21 protein-coding genes are annotated in these 18,544 nt (G+C 44.4%); 14 read left to right on the top strand and 7 right to left on the bottom strand.

What is annotated here, in order from left to right; translation table 11 throughout:
- The first annotated feature begins 339 nt into the window (after positions 1-339).
- The 9 genes from MHH92_RS25015 (at position 340) to MHH92_RS24975 (ending at position 6,868) form a co-directional block, all read left to right on the top strand.
- A complete protein-coding gene (locus tag MHH92_RS25015) occupies positions 340-696 on the top strand; it encodes a HesB/IscA family protein (RefSeq protein ID WP_036605753.1) in 357 nt (118 codons plus the stop codon).
- A gap of 224 nt (positions 697-920) precedes the next feature.
- Positions 921-1,562, top strand: a complete 642-nt coding sequence (locus MHH92_RS25010; RefSeq protein ID WP_036605754.1) for an NAD(P)-dependent oxidoreductase — start codon at positions 921-923, stop codon at positions 1,560-1,562.
- 286 nt (positions 1,563-1,848) lie between these two features.
- Positions 1,849-2,214: a hypothetical protein gene (locus MHH92_RS25005; protein ID WP_340907017.1), complete on the top strand. Its 366-nt coding sequence runs from the start codon at positions 1,849-1,851 to the stop codon at positions 2,212-2,214.
- 101 nt (positions 2,215-2,315) lie between these two features.
- Positions 2,316-2,855, top strand: a complete 540-nt coding sequence (locus MHH92_RS25000; RefSeq protein ID WP_340907016.1) for a 2'-5' RNA ligase family protein — start codon at positions 2,316-2,318, stop codon at positions 2,853-2,855.
- Positions 2,856-3,015: 160 nt separating this feature from the next.
- Positions 3,016-3,537 (top strand): hypothetical protein, encoded by a 522-nt coding sequence (locus tag MHH92_RS24995; RefSeq protein WP_340907015.1) that lies wholly within the window; start codon positions 3,016-3,018, stop codon positions 3,535-3,537.
- Between the two features lie 129 nt (positions 3,538-3,666).
- On the top strand, positions 3,667-4,551 hold the full coding sequence (locus MHH92_RS24990; protein ID WP_340907014.1) for an AraC family transcriptional regulator: 885 nt from the start codon (positions 3,667-3,669) through the stop codon (positions 4,549-4,551).
- Between the two features lie 172 nt (positions 4,552-4,723).
- Positions 4,724-5,302 carry a hypothetical protein gene (locus MHH92_RS24985; RefSeq protein WP_340907013.1) on the top strand — a complete coding sequence of 193 codons (579 nt, stop codon included), beginning with the start codon at positions 4,724-4,726 and terminating at the stop codon, positions 5,300-5,302.
- Between the two features lie 151 nt (positions 5,303-5,453).
- On the top strand, positions 5,454-6,332 hold the full coding sequence (rarD, locus tag MHH92_RS24980; protein ID WP_036673338.1) for an EamA family transporter RarD: 879 nt from the start codon (positions 5,454-5,456) through the stop codon (positions 6,330-6,332).
- 194 nt (positions 6,333-6,526) lie between these two features.
- Positions 6,527-6,868 carry a hypothetical protein gene (locus MHH92_RS24975; protein ID WP_340907012.1) on the top strand — a complete coding sequence of 114 codons (342 nt, stop codon included), beginning with the start codon at positions 6,527-6,529 and terminating at the stop codon, positions 6,866-6,868.
- A gap of 8 nt (positions 6,869-6,876) precedes the next feature.
- On the opposite strand, the gene MHH92_RS24970 is transcribed toward MHH92_RS24975, so the two are convergent.
- The 3 genes from MHH92_RS24970 to MHH92_RS24960 all read right to left on the bottom strand — a co-directional run bounded on the left by MHH92_RS24970 (position 6,877) and on the right by MHH92_RS24960 (position 9,560).
- Positions 6,877-7,332 carry a hypothetical protein gene (locus MHH92_RS24970; protein ID WP_221823564.1) on the bottom strand — a complete coding sequence of 152 codons (456 nt, stop codon included), beginning with the start codon at positions 7,330-7,332 and terminating at the stop codon, positions 6,877-6,879.
- 603 nt (positions 7,333-7,935) lie between these two features.
- Complete coding sequence (locus tag MHH92_RS24965) at positions 7,936-8,985, bottom strand: glycoside hydrolase family 53 protein (RefSeq protein WP_445744686.1); 1,050 nt, start codon at positions 8,983-8,985, stop codon at positions 7,936-7,938.
- A gap of 347 nt (positions 8,986-9,332) precedes the next feature.
- Complete coding sequence (locus tag MHH92_RS24960; RefSeq protein ID WP_017692425.1) at positions 9,333-9,560, bottom strand: hypothetical protein; 228 nt, start codon at positions 9,558-9,560, stop codon at positions 9,333-9,335.
- 248 nt (positions 9,561-9,808) lie between these two features.
- On the opposite strand from MHH92_RS24960, the gene ppk1 reads away from it, so the two are divergent.
- Positions 9,809-11,890 carry a polyphosphate kinase 1 gene (gene ppk1 / locus MHH92_RS24955; protein WP_036605760.1) on the top strand — a complete coding sequence of 694 codons (2,082 nt, stop codon included), beginning with the start codon at positions 9,809-9,811 and terminating at the stop codon, positions 11,888-11,890.
- Here ppk1 and MHH92_RS24950 read toward each other — a convergent pair.
- Entirely contained in the window at positions 11,850-13,379 is a 1,530-nt protein-coding gene (locus tag MHH92_RS24950; protein WP_340907011.1) for a Ppx/GppA phosphatase family protein, read from the bottom strand. The genes ppk1 and MHH92_RS24950 overlap by 41 nt on opposite strands.
- 25 nt (positions 13,380-13,404) lie before the next feature.
- Entirely contained in the window at positions 13,405-13,659 is a 255-nt protein-coding gene (locus MHH92_RS24945) for a hypothetical protein (protein WP_017692428.1), read from the bottom strand.
- Positions 13,660-13,896: 237 nt separating this feature from the next.
- Here MHH92_RS24945 and MHH92_RS24940 point away from each other — a divergent pair, with 237 nt between their 5' ends.
- Together MHH92_RS24940 and MHH92_RS24935 are read left to right on the top strand one after the other, a co-directional pair.
- Positions 13,897-14,556 (top strand): YheC/YheD family protein, encoded by a 660-nt coding sequence (locus MHH92_RS24940; protein WP_036605763.1) that lies wholly within the window; start codon positions 13,897-13,899, stop codon positions 14,554-14,556.
- A 355-nt stretch (positions 14,557-14,911) separates the two neighbouring features.
- Positions 14,912-15,055: a sporulation histidine kinase inhibitor Sda gene (locus MHH92_RS24935; protein ID WP_017692430.1), complete on the top strand. Its 144-nt coding sequence runs from the start codon at positions 14,912-14,914 to the stop codon at positions 15,053-15,055.
- Positions 15,056-15,076: 21 nt separating this feature from the next.
- Here MHH92_RS24935 and MHH92_RS24930 read toward each other — a convergent pair whose 3' ends face one another.
- The gene (locus MHH92_RS24930) at positions 15,077-15,328 is read right to left on the bottom strand and encodes a hypothetical protein (protein ID WP_076319806.1); all 252 of its coding nucleotides are present in this window, start codon (positions 15,326-15,328) and stop codon (positions 15,077-15,079) included.
- A gap of 76 nt (positions 15,329-15,404) precedes the next feature.
- Positions 15,405-16,379, bottom strand: a complete 975-nt coding sequence (locus tag MHH92_RS24925; protein ID WP_218641578.1) for an NAD(P)/FAD-dependent oxidoreductase — start codon at positions 16,377-16,379, stop codon at positions 15,405-15,407.
- A 654-nt stretch (positions 16,380-17,033) separates the two neighbouring features.
- Between MHH92_RS24925 and MHH92_RS24920 the strand changes: the two genes are divergently transcribed.
- The gene (locus MHH92_RS24920) at positions 17,034-18,227 is read left to right on the top strand and encodes an NAD(P)/FAD-dependent oxidoreductase (protein ID WP_036605766.1); all 1,194 of its coding nucleotides are present in this window, start codon (positions 17,034-17,036) and stop codon (positions 18,225-18,227) included.
- Positions 18,224-18,478: a hypothetical protein gene (locus MHH92_RS24915; protein WP_036605767.1), complete on the top strand. Its 255-nt coding sequence runs from the start codon at positions 18,224-18,226 to the stop codon at positions 18,476-18,478. The genes MHH92_RS24920 and MHH92_RS24915 overlap by 4 nt, the downstream gene beginning before the upstream one ends.
- Positions 18,479-18,544 lie beyond the last annotated feature (66 nt).

Below are 18,544 nucleotides of genomic sequence, written 5' to 3'. Positions count from 1 at the left end.
CTCTTATTTACCCGGTGCAGCGTGTGCTGCGTACGTAAAGCTAATTTTTTCATTAAAGTGAGTCTTGTGACTCTATATGCATTGGGGACTGCGGACAGTCTCGAAATGTGAAAAAAATTACAACTCTATATATGATCGTCACCTGAATAAGTCATGGCAAAATATCGACATTTCAGTGCGACCACCTATTCATTATAAACCTCGTGTCGCGGGGGTTCAATACACTGGGAAGAAAAAGGAGTAGAGGGGGAACGCGGAAAGAGGCAAACATGACTTGAGACCCTTGACGGGGTGGAGTATAATTTAAAGAAGAGTTAATGAAAAGGAGAGTGACCTGGCATGATTAACATCAGCGAAACGGCTGCTGACAGATTGAAAGAGATGCTTGCACAGCAAGAGACACCTGGTATGTTCCTGCGTCTTGGCGTAGCACCGGGCGGTTGCACCGGATTTTCGTACGCCATGGGCTTTGACGATAAAGAGTCCGATGAGGACCTGTATATGGATATTCAGAGTATGAAGGTTGTAGTCGAGAAGGAAAACCTGAAGTATCTGGATGGTCTCGAAATTGATTTTGAAGAGTCCGGTATGACGGGTGGTTTCACTATCCATAATCCGAACGCGGTAGCCACTTGTGGCTGTGGATCTTCTTTCCGTACGAAGGAAGATGCGGGTGTGCCGGATAAGGATTGTTAAGAAACGTAGTTACAGCGGTTTCCCAATTCTGTTTTGAAAATAAGTAGTTTGCAATCCCTTTAATAGATAGCCTCTGAATTGTATCCGTTTAGCACGGGCATGATATCAGGGGCTTTTTTGCGTGTACTGAAAGTATCATGGTTGACAAACTTAGTTGTAACAACTATAGTTACAATATAAAGTTCAAATATAAACAATATCGATAATTTAAAGGAGAGATCATGATGAACATTGCAATCATTGGTGCAACAGGCAAAGCAGGAAGTGTAATTTTGAAAGAAGCAGCAGACAGAGGGCATAAAGTAACGGCAATCGTTCGTAATGCATCCAAATTGGAAGATAAAAGCCTGAATACGCTGGAGAAAGATGTATTCGATCTTACAGCTGAAGATCTTAAAGCATTCGATGTGGTTGTAAATGCATTTGGTGCGCCAGCTGGTAAAGAAAACCTGCATGTGGAAGTAGGACAAGCGTTGATCAACATCCTGAAAGATGCACCAAACACTCGTCTGATCGTGGTGGGTGGAGCAGGAAGCCTGTTCACAGATGAGTCCAAAACATTGCGTGTCTTTGAATCCCCAGGATTCCCGGATGCTTACAAAGCAACTGCAACGAACCAAGGCCAAAACTTGCAGGATCTGCAAGCATCTTCGGGTATTCAATGGACATTCTTGAGCCCGGCTGGATTCTTTAATCCAGAAGGTGTACGCACCGGCAAATATCAAGCAGGCAACGACGTTATTCTCGTGAATAGCGAAGGCAACAGCTACATCAGCTATGCAGACTATGCGATTGCTTTGGTTGATGAGATTGAGAACCCACAACACAAAAACGAGCGCTTTACCGTTGTTGGCGAAGTGAAGTAACACTTTTAAATGATAATATGGAACATACAAACGGACGCTGATCTCCACAGATCGGTGTCCGTTTTTTTTATGCTCTCGAAGAGGGAAGTTCTGCAATAACGTTAGACAGGTCAGATGATTATTGTTCAACTTCCAACTACTCCTTTGAATCTATGTTATATTATTCTAAAGATGGAAAGGAAATGTGATTATATGAAAACCATCTTCTCTTCATTGGAATTTCTGCGAGTTCAAAAGTATAAGGGAGTGAACAGTTCTGAAGATGTATTCTAAAGGAGTTATATTATTGATCTTTGTGGTTTTTATGATTAGTGTATCGAGTGGTTCAGGGTTATCCCAATATACAAACGTTAAAAATACGATGAATCAATTTCACATCACTTCTCTTTATCCGAAAAATAAGAATGGACAGACATATGGTTCTGCCGCATATGCGACTTCTCCGGAAACGGAACCTGATTTAATCTTGGCTACTGGTGTGGATGGTACAGACGGATATCTGCTGAAAAAAGACATGGATGGCGAGCAACCAAAAACACCTGAAGAAGCTATTGCGATACAGAACAGCAGATCACCAGACGGTCGTGATATTCCCCTGTATGACAAAGATGGTGAAACCGTAATTGGTGTGTTTCATGTTGGAGGAAAGTGAAACGTTACTGAAATGAACACCATTCGGCAGTTGATCAAAAGGGTCGGCTGCTTTTTGATTTTAATATTTATTTAGTCTGCTAAAGGATGTGACGCGGTAATATGAAATACTTCATTGGAATTACCCCTCCAGATGATTATAAAGAAAAAATTGTGGCATTTCGTGATCGTTGGTCCAGTAATCGTCTTAATGATGTAGTCGAGCCTCATATCACTGTAAAAGCGCAGGGTGGTCTTACCGTTGATCTTCATTGGTTAGAAAGTGTGAGACAGACATGCTCTTTAATGCCAAGTTTTCAATTATCGTTATCAGAACCGGGATCGTTTGGAAGTGCTGTTACATTTCTTAGTGTTGAAACGAGCAATATCATAGAGTTACATCGTAATTTGGTAAAAGCGATTTCTCCATCACAAGAACTTTTAGACCGTTACTTTGAAATGGATAAATATCATCCTCATTTAACCTTGGGGCAAACCTATTGGGGTATGAACGAGACTGAGATGGAAGAAATGAAGCTCTTAACAATTAAGGAATTGGCTCCTTTTCCAACCTTTGATGTCAATTATGTACGCGTATATAAAGAAGTTGAACTGAATAAATACGTACCATTTGAAGACATCCAATTGGGAACTGAAAAGTAAAGCGATTCAAATAACAGGAGCATTAGTTCAATAAAACAAGGAAACTCCCGATCAAAGGAATTGGCTGTTTCCTTGTTTATGTAATGGCAGAATAACGCAACTAGTTAATGAACGAATCGTCAAAATGATGAATATACTTCTGCACATTGGAGGGAACTTGATGTATTTTAAACCCATCCGTATTGTAATGGGGCTAGTTTTTTTTATCATTGCTGGGTGCAATAACGAGGTCACGATGATGGGTACAGATGAACTCACGATTACAGGTGATCAAAAGACTGCCACAGAATATGTTAAGGCAAAAGGTTATAAAATTTCTTCGTACGATGGTCAAGTTCAGAAATACACTCTAAACAAAGATAAACTACTCTACGGGATAACGGAAACGATACCATATAGACAGGCCTGGGGGGTTCAAAAAGTAGAACCCGAACAGTATTTCGGAATGGAAATATCGGTATATAGCTTTACAGTAACAAACCATCCTCTGGGAACGTTTGACGATAGTAAATCCAAAGTTTCAATATTACTTTGTGAAGGCAAAGTTATAGGGGGAACATCCTTCCCGAATACAGCAATGGATGGGGCACCATATTCATTGGATGGAAAAACATTGGAAGAAGTAACGGGGAAAAGTTTTCAAAAATGGAGTGAAGAATGGGAAAAGAAATACGGGACTTAAAAAGCCAAAGCTAACGGACAGGATATTTACAACATAATATCTTTCGACGGATACGAAACTTAATTGCGCACAAATAGTTGCGATACGAAAACCTAACGAAACTATACTTTTTTTGAGAGGAGGGATGAGATGGATTGGCTTATGAGGATGAATCGAGCATTGGATTATATTGAAATGAACTTGGTCGGCGAGATCGAGTTGAAGGAAATTGCTCAATGTGCTTATTGTTCTTCACATCAGTTTCAGAGGATGTTCTCGTTCATTACCAATGTTTCACTTGCGGAATATATACGAAGAAGACGGCTGACTCTCGCTGCAATTGAATTGCAGAATAGTGATAGGAGAGTTGTTGATATTGCCATAAAGTATGGGTATGAATCACCGGTATCATTCGCAAGAGCTTTTCAATCATTGCATGGTGTTAATCCAGCGATGGCTCGTGAAGAAGGGACTGCTCTCAAAGCCTATCCTCGGCTTTCCTTCCTTATCTCAATTAAAGGGGAAGAGCCTATGAACTATCGTATCGAAACAAAAGAAAGCTTTGAAATATTTGGAATAGAGAAAGTGTTTCAATTAAACGGAGTAGAGACACCAGCAGAATTATGGAAGCAAAGCCACGAAAATGGCGAGGTTGAAAGACTTGCTACAAATGCCGGTGATCTACCGAACTCTTTGAATTCGAATTATCATAAAGTGCATGCTGTGTGTAGCTACAAAAAAACTGGGGAGGATACTTTCCCATACATGTTGTGTGCATTTAAAGGTGAAGCAAGTAAACCCGATGGTTACACAAGTTTAACGATACCAGCACACACGTGGGCGATCTTTTCCTCTGATCCCTTTACATGGGATAAATTCGATGCAACCATTGAAACCTTATATAGACGATTCTTTTCTGAATGGCTTCCTACTACAGGATATGAACAGGTCGACGGAATGGAATTTGAAATTACTGGAGTTAAAGATGGACTGAATTTTGTTGAGTTATGGTTTGCTGTAAGAAAAATATCTTAGTTTTATTTCTTTTAGATTAGTCTTGAATAATAACTTAATAAAGACAAATGGAGCAAACAATTGTGTCCGATTGGTTGCTTCTTTGTTTATTCACCTAACGGCCAGGGAAAATGCAACATTTTACCTGTTAAACAGGTCAATAAAGATGTAGAAATAACGTTATGAGAAGAAGGTGGAAAAACTGAAGCTTCGTATATTCACGTTAATATTTTTTATATCTAGCGTGTTCTTTATCTCAAATGCACAAGATGTTAACGCTTTGTCATGTGTTGAATCGGGAAGCCCCCAAGAAGAGTTAGAAATATATGATGGAGCTGTTTATGGTGAAATAAAGCAAGTAAAGGTCGACTTGAAGCAAGAGGGATTTACGGGGACCAAAGAGAAAATTAGATATATTTTAGTGGAAGTTGAGAGGAGTTGGAATACTGAAGTTGACTCTCAACTAATTATTGCAACTAACTTCACATGGGGATTTGATTTCAAGGAAGGTAACAAATACTTAATATACTTTAGCGAAGTGGATGGTGAATTAAGTAGTAGTCCGTGCAGTTCAACCATCGAAATGAACAATATTAATCAAGCAACTGAACTATTCGGGGAAGGCTTTCCACCAAAACAACAAGTAAACTTAGAACACAAAATGTGGTTTATGTTTGAGCAAGATATTGATTTGTTTATCGTAGGTGTGGTCGTATTTGCGGCGATCTTTACCTTCATCATGAGAGTAAGAAAGAAAAAGCGCAAAGCATAATTTGGTAGCGCTAAACGTGAAGCTTTTGCTCAAACAAAAAGTCATTTGAACTAGGCATGGATTCCTGTATGACCTATTACCCCCTTTACTTAAATGAGGATCGAGGCGTATAATCCGTTGAGATATCAGAGCAATAAGAGGGGATACAGTTATGAATAGTGGATTAATCAACGCGATCATTGCGTATATCATGTGGGGAGTTCTCCCGCTGTATTGGAAGTTGTTTGAAAATGTACCGGCAGGCGAGATTTTATCGCACCGGGTTGTCTGGTCATTTGTCTTTATGGGGATTTTCGTTGCCGTCCAACGTCGTTGGAGTGACATGAAGCGTATTCTGACCAGTCGTTCGACCCTGCTGTCCCTTACCGCGAGTGGGCTGCTAATTGCTATTAACTGGCTTATCTTCATCTGGGCGGTTAACAACGGTCATGTCGTTGAGACAAGTCTGGGCTATTATTTGAACCCGTTACTAAATGTGTTGCTGGCGGTTGTCTTCCTTCATGAAAAGCCAAACCGTGGACAATGGCTCGCGATTGCCATCGCTGGTGTCGCGGTGCTTATCATAGCTATCGACTACGGACGTTTCCCTTGGGTTGCGATCTCGCTGGCCGTGTCATTTGGCTTGTACGGTCTGGCGAAGAAGAAGATTAAGCAAGACGCTTCTGTGGGTTTATTTTCGGAGACAGCTGTAGTTCTGCCCGTCGCACTTGGCTACTGGATCTACTTGGCTGTTGTAGGAAAAGCAACGGCATGGACGCTACCTGCACCGATGTTCTTCGAACTGTTGCTTTCCGGTGTGGTGACGGCGCTGCCGCTGCTGTTCTTTGCACGGGCGGCTGCTCGAATGTCGTTGTCCACACTCGGCTTTGTGCAGTATATTGGGCCAACAATTATGCTGATCCTGAGTGTGTTTGTGTTCAAGGAAACGGTCTCGCCAGTTCTGCTCGTTGGTTTCGCACTCATCTGGACAGCGCTTATCGTATACGCTGCCGCATCGATACGTGCTACGAGACTCGCTAAGGTAAGCTGAACAGAGGTATCTGGTATCGACATAATTGCCCTTTCTGCCAATGAGGTGGAGAGGGCAATTCTTTGTTTGTGGGGGAGCGATAGGTCGATAAAAACTAAAAAGGAAGGCTGATCAACGTTATGGTAAAATACAGGAGTAGTAATCAAAAATAGTAACCAAAAAGAGTAATAGAAAAACGAGGAGGCGACAGATATATGATGGTTAATAACCGTTACCGCAAACGTGATCCATTCTTTGTAAAGAAGGCTGTAGTTCAGATACTATTTCAGTTTGCAGTTTCAGCGATAATCGGTAGTATATATGGGTTCATGATGGTCAACGAGACGATAGGTGGATATATTAATAAACTATTACCGAGCACGGATGGTCCGGATCTTCATTTATATCTGCCCGTTGTGGTTACGGTGTTCATCTACTCGTCTTTAATTCAAAAGAGACAACGGATTTTACTTGAAAAAATCTCATTTAGTTGTCTCCATATTTTGGTTGCCCTGCTAGGCTGTATTTCTTCAGTTGTTGTGTTATTGGTGATCTAAACCAAATCCTACGTATCTACACCTTCAGCGCCATCAACTGCATCAATGACACCGACAGCGAGTGTTGTTACCGCAGCAGCAGCTAAAAGATTCTTGGCACCAAGCTTCACTCTGTCCTTATCTTCCTCTTTCATGCCCACAACAACATCTTTACCGCTGTTATATACATACTTTGCTGATATCGCTACACCTTTTGCAGTATTGGTTACAGCACCTCCAATATCGGCAAGCCCCGCGTCTATGGCGGTATCATCTTTTCGAATTGCACCACTGGCAAGATCATAAGTTCCGCTAGCCAGTTGTCCAACGGTTTTGCCTGTATTAATCGTAGCTTTTTCTACGCCGTTCCCGATTTCTTTGATAAAGGGGCTTCCCGCAATTTCACCAACAACCCTCACGCTGCCGCCCAACACTTTCCCGGTAACTTCCCCAGCTAACTGACCGAACCCTTTTAAAAAACTCATCCTTATGCCTCCTCTCCAATTAGAAGTTGATCCTATGTGTTATCTCAATAAACTTATTATATTCATATGTAAGCCAAAAGAACATCAGTCTCCAGCCCGAGTGATGAACCCCTCCTCGATTGATTGCGACACGGTTTTAGAAGTGTCTCAAGGAGCAGCAACGTAGTGGAGGGGGCGGAATCGATTCTGAAGAAGCGGAGCGTTCGCCTTTATCCCCGGATTTTCCCCTTAACAGGGGAATTCATAAAAATCTGGGGATAACAGCGATCATAAGAACGATCCGCCACCGGAACGCCACCACGCTACCCCCTCAACGCACTTCATCGCCAAAAGGCGCTACTCCCACCAGGAATAGCGCCTTATGCCCTTCATTGCCCTAATCCATTTGCCTACACACGGTTTTAGAAGTGTCTCAAAGGAGCAGCAACGTAGTGGAGGGGGCGGAATCGATTCTGAAGAAGCGGAGCGTTCGCCTTTATCCCCGGATTTTCCCCTTAACAGGGGAATTCATAAAAATCTGGGGATAACAGCGATCATAAGAACGATCCGCCACCGGAACGCCACCACGCTGCTCCCCAAAGCCCGCACTTCTACCCAACGTACCTAGTCAATAAATCCTTCCATGACAACAGTCGGCATCATATTCGACTGCCAAGCGCCCTTACCATATCCACTGTTATATCCTGGTGTAGCCTGAGGCTCCCAGTAGAATACACCTTTACCTTTGCCATTTGGCAGATTGCGGATTTGGTTTTTCATCGCAGCAACAAAACTTTTGCCAGCTGCAGCCTGGTTATTGTCCATGCCAATTTCGGAGATGATGATTTCTTTGCCATAACGGTTGATCATATCCTTGGCGTTGTTTACCGTATTTGTCACAGCGGTGTTCCAGCCGGAAGCTGAAGGATAGAGGGACATGGCAATCATGTCAAAATTAGCTCCGTTGTTAATCAGACCACCAATATTCCATACATAGAGGGCATTATCATCCCCACCTGCCAGATGCACAATGGTTTTGGTGCCGCTGCTCAGGGATTTCACTGCGTTATGGCCTGTGTTCACCAACCACGCATAGTTTTTCATGTTGGTGGATGCTTTGCCGTCTTCCCATAACATGCCGTTGCTTGTTTCATTACCGATCTGTACCCAGTCCGGGGTAACGCCTTTGCTTTGCATCGCCGTCATAACTTCACGAGTGTGGTTCCATACCGCATCCATGAGCTGTTGGAACGTATAGTTTTTCCAGGCAGCTGGTTTGGTTTGTTGACCAGGGTCTGCCCAAGAATCGCTATAGTGCAGAGTGAGCATTACACTCATGCCAGCATTCTTGGCACGTTGTGCGAGTACAGCCGCACGATCCTTATTCATGTAACCGTTCCCATAATCATTCGAAGGATTAACGAATACCCGAATGCGAACGGAATTGATTTGATAGTCTTTTTTCAAAATATCAATGATGTCGCGCTGTACGCCGTTTTTATCTTTCCATTTGTAACCTTGGGCTTCCATTCCGGGAACCCAACTGATATCGGCTCCTTTGGCGAAACTTGGTGCTGCGCTGGCATGCTGACCTGCGGGCAACATGATGGAGGTGAATAACAAAACAAAAGCCAACATGATGGATGTCTTGAAACCCCTTACATTTTTGAACATTACAAGATGCCTCCTCGGATTTAGGTTGAGTTGCATCCTAATTATAGCCATCCTGGTTTGATCTACTAAAGGGTCCATTTCCAATATTTTGGGTGTTTTCTCAACCTCTCTACAGAAAAAGAGAAAACAAAAAGCCGTCCGAAGACGGCTTTTCTACCCGTGGCGCTTTTTGAAACATTGATCCGTATCCCGCGCCTCCACCAGACTCTTTTAATTTGAGCTAGTGGATCGGGTAAGGGACACGTTCAACATGACATTAGAAATGTTGACGCACCTCCTTTCCTTGTGGCAAGAGTATACAACACCTTGTTTCGGAAAGCTAGTCTTTTTTACGTATTTAAACAAAATTATTTTTCAGTCTGGAACATCGTGATATCTCGTGCATAATGGCTCTTGGTTCCGTCATTGTTTCGGATGCGCACGCTGTCTTCACTGATCCGCTCCACAATGCCACAACCGACCTCGCAATAGACGCCAGCCGGGTCTTCCTGCCATGCGCTTACCATACATTGGGATAGTGCAGCCGTGAAAAACTCTATATTTTTTTGTAATGTTCTAGGTTTGTTGGATTTCATTATATACTCCTTTGATCAACTATATTTGGAATGAGAACAAGCAACCGGACCAAATCACACTGTACTTCACTTTACTCTGTCTATTGACCTTTGTAAAGGGATGGAAAAAGTTGCGCCCATGAGGTATCATTTACATAAATTTTACGTAGCGTTTACACTGCGCTGACGCTTGATGTTGATTACGAATAGTACAATTATATGAGAACTTCTAACCAAGAATAGATATGCAACACATTCGGAGGCCATACATGCATAGAGACGTCAAAACAGGCAACTACGTTAATCGTGATTTGAGTTGGGTTGAATTTAATCGGCGCGTACTTCAGGAGGCCCAGGATCCAACAACGCCTCTGCTGGAACGCATGAGATTTCTCGGCATTGTCGCTAGTAATTTGGACGAGTTCGTCAGTGTAAGGGTGGCGGAGACAAAAGAGAAGATCAAGGCCGGATTCACGCAAAAAGATTTTACAGGATACACGCCTTCGGGATTGTACCGCAGATTGATCAAACGAACCGGGACCATGGTCGCCGAACAGTATAAAACGTATCGTGAACTCATTCGTCTACTCGCCAAGAAAGGCGTGAACATTCAGGAATATACAGATCTTAATGTGACACAGCAGCGCGCAATGGACCAGTACTTTCATGAAATTATTTTTCCGGTACTCACACCGATGGCGATTGACCAGAGTCGTCCGTTCCCACTGGTACACAACAAGTCTGTCTATCTGTCCGTGATGTTACAGAAGGAAGGGGAGCAAGAGGGTGAGCCGTTTATGGCTATTGTTCAGGTGCCTTCCAATCTGCCGCGGGTAGTTCAGGCTCCCATTCGGGCGAATAGCAAAAAGAAAACATTCATACTGATTGAAGATCTTATCAAACATCATATCCATACGCTCTTCAGCGGATATATCTCGCTTGCTGCACAGGAATTCAGAGTGACCCGTAATGCGGATCTGTTTATTAATGAAGAAGAAGCGGAAGATCTGCTTGAGGCTATTGAAAAAGAATTGCGCCGCAGACGCCGCGGGGCTCCTGTACGACTGGAAGTCTGTAAGGATTTTCGTCCGGATGCTTTATTGGAATTGCAGGATGAATTTGATATTCAGGACCCGGTATATGAAATTGATGGACCACTTGATCTGAGTTTTCTGGCGGGATTCGTAGACAGTCTGGAAAGTTTCTCACATCTGAAATACAGTCCGGTGAAGCCAGTCTACCCACTTGAGTTTCTGCCAAGAGAAAGTCATTTTGAGCTACTGCGCAAACGCGATGTACTGGTGCATCATCCGTACGAATCGTTTGAACCAGTCACTGATTTTATATTGGAGGCTTCGGAAGATCCAAGAGTTCTGGCCATCAAGATGACATTATATCGGGTCAATGGCGATTCACGCCTTATTCCGGCACTTGCACTTGCAGCTGAGAGTGGTAAGCAGGTCACGGTGGTGGTGGAACTGAAAGCCCGGTTTGATGAAGAGCGCAACATTGCTTGGGCCCGTAAGCTGGAGAAAGCCGGTTGTCACGTGGTTTATGGACTGGTTGGACTCAAGACCCATGCCAAAATCATTCTTGTCGTACGCAGGGAACAGCAGGGGCTGAGACGTTATGTTCATGTAGGAACCGGTAACTATAATGAGAGTACAGCCAAAGTGTATACGGACGTGGGACTGTTCACCTCTAATCCGATTATTGGAGAAGATGCATCCGAATTGTTCAATGAGATTACCGGATACTCCGGTCCGAAGGCATTGCAGGCGTTCCGCGTAGCTCCGGATGGTATGAAGGATGAGCTGTTTGCACTGATTCGTAGAGAAACAGAGCATGCACTGAAAGGCAAACCTTCCAGAATTATTGCCAAGATCAACTCCTTATCCCATCAGGAAATGATTGATGAATTGTACGAGGCTTCTCAAGCTGGCGTGCAGATCGATCTGATTGTGCGTGGTGTATGTTGTCTGCGTCCGGGGGTAGAGGGGCTCAGTGAGAATATTCGGGTCATTAGCATTGTGGATCGTTTTCTGGAGCATTCACGGTTGTTTTATTTTGAAAATAGCGGCAACCCCGATGTATTCATCTCCAGTGCAGACTGGATGACACGTAACCTGAATCGAAGAATTGAACTGATGTGTCCCGTATTTGATCCCGAGCTGAAAAAGATGCTAGTGGATATCCTTAATCTGTCCCTTATGGATAATGTCAAAGCGAGACAACTTATGCCTGGTGGCAATTATGTATTTGTAGAAAATGAAAAGCCCCCGCTGAGAAGTCAGACGGAGGCCATGGGTATTATCCCTTGGAAGCCTGCTGAATGGAGTGCGTTAACGTAACTCCCCAGGCTTCCTTCAGATCCTTGACGGCCTCTTCCAGGCCATCAAGTTCCAGTAACGGCTCAGCTGTACAGGTGAATTGCACCTGCAGCGAGTCGTTTTCTTTTGTTGCTTCAATCGCAGCGATGCTTTCGGATCGATTGATGGCTTCGGCTACGCGCAGCAGAGAGCCTAAACGATGAGCATGCCGCTCATCCGAGTTTTTCAGAATGTCCCGGTGCTTATTCAGCAGCTGGGGCGTTCTTTTTTTGGGATGAAAATCAGCTGCACTGGCACTTAGAATGGTCTCCCGATGAGAAAGTCCATAGATGCTTGAATTCATAATCCAATAGGCCGAGTGCTGTGTATAACGGAAATAGTTAATCTGTTTACCTGCCATGTGCAGCATGGAGGCTGCATACAGGATTCGGGCATCTGCTTGATCAGGAGGGGTACCTTGTAATGCCGTATACAGGGTAACCGTATCCTGATGAATCCGTTGCAGACGTTTCTCTGGAATAGGCGGACCAAAATGGATAAAGTTGCGGATACTGTCCTTCAGCGCGTCTGGAACGACCGGCTGACCTCCAGCCATGTAATCACGCAACAACCCGTCTCGTAGACCCGCGCCACTAACCACATAACGATCTCCTTGTATTATCTGGAAGACAGTTCGTAGGATCAGTACGCCGGGCACAATGATGTCAGCGCGATCTTTGGCGAGCCCAGGTACCTTTTTGCGCTGTGCCGAGGTGAGATGTGGTAAGGAGCGAGCGATATTCTCCATCGCTTCCTCACTGATCTCATAATGATGGCTGACAGGCAAAGAATACTGGGTACGCTTCTGTTCCACTTTGGCGAGTGTACGCATTGTGCCGCCAAGTCCGATGAGTGGCAGACCAGGATGCTCACGAATCCAATCCTGTCCGCGGAGAGCCTCAGTGACTTCGTTGCATAATGCATTTGCATTCTCCTCAGTCCACTGATCTTCGCCCCCGTAACGGGCATGTGAATTCACTGCACCAATAGGGAGGGAGATGCTATGTAACCTTTTCCGATCCCGAAAGACCGTGATCTCTGTGCTGCCGCCTCCAATATCCACGACGTAACCGTCTGCCAGATCAATGGATTGAGTGACACCAAGGAACCCATAATAGGCCTCCCGATCTCCCGATACACATTCAATGGTAAGCCCCGTCTCTGTCTCCAGCCATTCGATAATCTCCAGGACATTGCTTGCATTACGAATAGCTGCGGTAGCTGCTGCGCGAATCAGTTTGGTCTGGTACGCTTCACAGGTCGCTTTGAATTGACTCAAGATGGTGATGGCTTTATCCAGAGAATGGCGCAGAATGGTTCCATCGGACTCAACAACGCTGCTCAGACGAGCGGCGTATTTGTCTTCATGAATGATGCGATAGGCTTCGTCCTGATCCAGTTCATATATAACTAGACGAATGGAGTTTGAGCCGATATCAATAATTCCTAAGGTTTCATTAGTACGTGTCATAAGCATCTCCTTCTACAGAGTTCAACTACCCAAAGTGAAGAAGGGCAGCCATGGCTTCCGGTGAACCCGGCGGTGTGGCAGAGAAGGGCGTAGTTAACATAACAACAATGATAAAGACGATGAAACAGGCAAATATAAGACAACTCACGGCAAAGCCGCGATTACGCTTTTGCATAAACAGTCGAATACCTGTGACAAAGAGAAGTACCGTAACAGCTACCAGAACGATCGACATTGCAAAATAGGCTACGCCATAAAGTGATTTGAAAAAAGCTTCCATTTGTTCTTAACGCTCCTTAGATCCTCATATTTAAGCCCTTCCAAGCCATTCCTTAGTAGCATACGACAGATTGACTTGTTTGAAAAGTAAACCGGGCGCGTGTTCCCGTTTCCGCCATCACCCTGGGACAGGTTACATGGAAAAGGGGCCTTTGCCGTGGACAGACATCCAAGAAAGCAAGGCTTCTGTTGAGTATGTATAAGGAAGGACTATTGTTTCAAGGAAGGAGATCAACCCATGTCGAGACAACTTGCAAGCAAATGGCGGAAGACAGCGGCTCTGATGAAATATCCGGTAGCTGCTGTCCATATCCCACAGACCAAGGCATTCAACTCGGGTAATCTGCTGCAAATGCTCAGTCGTTATGGAATGGTGTATGTCAAACCTATTGTAGGAGGCGGAGGTTACGGTGTTATCCGGGTATCGGCCAGCGGTGGGGCTTATCGATACACCCATATGAAAACGACCCGTTCTTTCGCCAGTTTCAGCCAGATGTATCGCTCTCTGGTGCGTGTAAAGGCTAGACGCAAGTACTTGATCCAGCAAGGCATTCATCTGGCAACAATTCAAGGGAGACCTGTTGATTACAGAGTCAAAGTTGTCAAAACCCAACGAGGCTGGGTATTCCGTTCCTTAGTAGGACGACTCGCTCGTCCCGGACTCTGTGTGACGAATCTGAGCAAGGGTGGCACCATGTTATCCGGAAGGCGAGCTCTTGGTTTATCCCTGCCACATATATCCGGTCGGCACAAACGCCGGGAGATGCGTTCCCTTACAATGACATGTACGTACATTATGGAAAGTCAGTTCCCTGGTGTAGGTCAGCTTGGATTTGATTATGGACTGGATTATTCAGGCAAGATCTGGATTCTGGAAGTGAATACCAGACCCCAATAGAAAATGAATGGGAAAACTCAAGAAAATTCAAGAAAAACCGATAATATATAAAAGAAAACGGTATGAAAACCGTTTGAAATTTTACATTACCGGGTAATTTACTCGCAACAAGTCTTGAAACTATGAATTTATTCCAAAAAAAATACGCTGATAAACGTTCTGACAGTAGTACAAACTCCCTGTGCATAAATATTGTCCACACTATACACGTTGATTACTCTATATTTTTTCCATTTATCAACAAACTATGCACAGGATTTCCACATATCGTTGTGGATAACAAGAACGCTTGTTCTCTATATGAATCTCTGATATGATAGTTTTGAGGAAAAAAAAGGAAAGGTTGTGGCGGGAAATGGCTATGTTATCCGATGAGATGTTGTTGGATTCCTACCATAAAGCGATTGAGTTGAATCTCGAACGAGATTTCATCGCACTGCTGTTGGCAGAAATCCATAAGCGCAAACTGGGTACCGACGTATCTGCCATTCTTCACTAGAGATCCTCATTGCAGGCAATGTTACAGGTTTCCGGACAAGTCCCATAGTGAGACTGGCCATGGCGTGCTCGTCTGACAATGGTGACAGTACATCACATGATTGCAAACGTTTTCGACTTCGTCTGCCGTGTCAGAGGAAGTTTGGAATACGTAGGGGCTGTATGGTCCGGTGTAATCATCCAATTTGCCGCATTCTAACAGTCCCTGAAGGCAGTGGGGGCAAGCCTGCTCCGGTACAACCAGACCGTTACACAGCGGGCATATATAAGACAAGGGTATCCCTCCTGATATGGATTCACTCAGGAGTAAGATACCCTTTTTTGTATCAATATATGTTATTTCAGCAAAACTAGCGTTTCATGTTACTGCTGTGTCCTGGGGACAATTTGGCATCCGGATCGAAGTATACCTTCGCATTGTTGACGGCTGTTGGAGCTTCGCCGAATCCGACAGCGATCAGCTTCAGTTTACCCGGATATGTTGTGATATCTCCGGCAGCGAAGATTCCTGGAATGGATGTTTCCATGCGGGAATCAACAACGATGGAGTTGCTGTCAATTTCGATACCCCACTCGGCAATCGGTCCGAGAGAAGAGACAAATCCGAAGTTAACGATCACGTCATCTACTTCGATTTCCTGAGTTTCTTTGGTTTTCACATGAGAAAGGGTTACCTTGGTAATCATGTCATCCCCATGAAGTTCCGTGATTTCGGTCGGTGTAACGACATTCACCTTGGAATTCATCAGGTTTTCGACACTGTGCTCATGTGCACGGAACTTGTCCCGGCGATGGATCAGTGTCACTTGCTCAGCGATAGGCTCCAGCATGAGTGCCCAGTCTACCGCGGAGTCACCGCCGCCACTGATCAGTACCTTTTTGCCAGCGAAGGCATTCAGATCACTGATGAAGTAGTGCAGGTTGCTCTTCTCGAACTTGGCAGCACCTTCAAGCTCCAGGCGACGTGGTTCGAATGCACCTACACCAGCTGTAATAATGACGGCTTTGGCATGATATTCATTCTCATCCGTCTTCACGACGAAATGTTGCTCATCCTTTTTCTCCACCGATACAACCTTTTCTTCAAGGCGGATGTTCGGGTTAAAATGATTCATTTGCTCAACCAGGTTATTCACCAGTTCCTGAGCCGTTACTTTCGGGAATCCGGCTACATCATAGATGTATTTCTCCGGGTAAAGAGCGGCAAGCTGTCCGCCAAGCTGTGGCATACTTTCAACCAGTGTAACGGATGCCTGACGCATCCCACCATAAAACGCGGCGAACAGACCCGCAGGGCCTCCACCGATAATAAGTAAATCAGTCATATCATGACTGGAATTTTGTGCAGTCAAGAATCAACAACACCTTTCATATTTTAATAGGTAGTTAACAGAAAGAATGTGCAGGCTACGGATCGTAACCGGCATGGGTGCTGAACTGTCTTTCCTATTATAAACGGTGTATTCAGGGTTGCAAAGTTAGCGGCGTCACGAAACTGGGAACAATTGATGAAGATCAGATGAGAATAGGATGAAATTGGAAATGAAAGGTTATGAAAAATAACAAAAAAAACCTTGATCTTTACTAGAAATACAGATATCCTTGACCTGTACTATGTGTTTTTTTGTCTAATTTAGAGTCAATATGTAATATGAAGACAGATCCCGTGTTTTGTAGAATCTTGTGGTTAATTTCACAACTTGAAACGATAACTTGCGTGCAAACGTATCAATTTCATAAACCCTTTAGTTGCTTCAATCAAGTCTAGATATAGATCAAAACGGTTCGATACGTCGATATCTAGTTTCATAAAATCCATTTTTAGTGAGTTATGAAATTGATGCAAACGTTTAAATAAATTCGCGAAGTTAACATTTGTCGTCATAATGGGCAAGACCTCATCAATATTTGTAAGTATGTGCATTTTGCATCTCACCCAAGATCGGGTTGATGCAAGTGAAACCGGAAGGGGTATAGACATGAGCAGTATTCCCAAAATCGTCATCCTCGGCGCGGGCTATGGCGGGATTCTGACAGCCCAGCGGCTGCAGAAGGAATTGAACTATAACGAGGCCGACGTCACACTGGTGAATCGGCATGATTATCATTATATTACTACACATCTACATATGCCGGCAGCCGGCACGGATACCATTGAGCATGCAAGAGTGCCCATTTCCAAGCTGATTGATGAGTTCAAGATTGATCTGGTCAAGTCTTCCGTGAAGGAGATTCGTCTGCAGGATCGGAAGATTATTCTGGAGGACGGCACGTTATCCTATGATTATCTGATTATTGGACTAGGCGGTGAGCCTGAGACTTTCGGTATTCCAGGGATGCTCGATCACGCCATGACAATCCGCAGCATTAACTCGGTCAGACTGATTCGAGAACACATCGAATATCAATTTGCGATGTACAAAAACGATAACAAACGAAATCGTATTCGGTTTGTCGTAGGTGGAGCGGGTTTCAGTGGTGTTGAATTCGTAGCTGAACTTGCAGATCGTATTCCACAGCTGTGCAAGGAGTTCGACGTGAATCCGAAACATGTGCACATCTATAATGTAGAGGCAGCGCCTTCGGCCTTGCCTGGATTTGACCCGGAATTGGTAGAACATGCAATGAATGTGCTCAAGAAAAAGGGTGTTACTTTCAAAATTGGTGTTCCAATCAAGCAATGTCTCCCGGACGGGGTTATTGTGGGTGAAGGTGAAAAGCTCGATGCAGCTACAGTCGTATGGACCGGCGGTATTCGCGGTAACTCACTGCTTGAACAGGCAGGTCTTGAAGTGATGCGAGGACGTGTGAAAGTAGACGACTACTTGCGTGCTCCAGGGCATGAGCATGTCTATGTCATTGGTGATAATTCACTTGTCTTCAACGCGGAAGGTCGGCCTTATCCGCCAACAGCCCAGATTGCGATGCAGCAGGGTGTGAACTGCGCTAAGAACGTCGTGGCATCCATTCGCAAGAAACAGCCACAACCTTTTGTATTTACGAGCAAAGGCACGGTTGCATCACTTGGTAAAGGTGAAGCTATTGCCGTTGTGGGCGGCAAGAAATACAAGGGCTGGAAAGCGGCTCAGTTGAAGAAGCTGGTAGATCTGCGTTATCTGTTCATCATTGGTGGTATTCCGCTAGTCCTGAAGAAAGGGCGGTTTTTTGGATGAGACATTGCAGTGTTCAGGTCCGGGGACTATTAACACGTGAAGAGCTGGATCGTTACAACGCCCTGATGCAGGTCGGTGGTTATCTCGAGGAACAGGATCAGTATGATCTGGCCTACATCGTGCAGAAAGAAGTGGATATTCTCATTATGCCTGCGATTGAGCGGCTTAAAGAGAAGGGGCGTGACCGTGATCGGGCCACAGCCGAGTTCCTCGAATCGCTGAAAGCGGTAGATGATGAGGACGAGGATTAGAGACGATATAAGTTGAACTAAAGATGTTTACACATACACTTCAATGACAGAATAACCTTCCAATCG

The sequence above is a fragment of the Paenibacillus sp. FSL M7-1414 genome (assembly GCF_038003195.1).
Classification (GTDB): Bacteria; Bacillota; Bacilli; order Paenibacillales; family Paenibacillaceae; genus Paenibacillus; species Paenibacillus amylolyticus.
The sequence above is the reverse complement of the archived record's forward strand: the minus strand, read 5'-3'. Positions and strand labels throughout refer to the sequence as shown.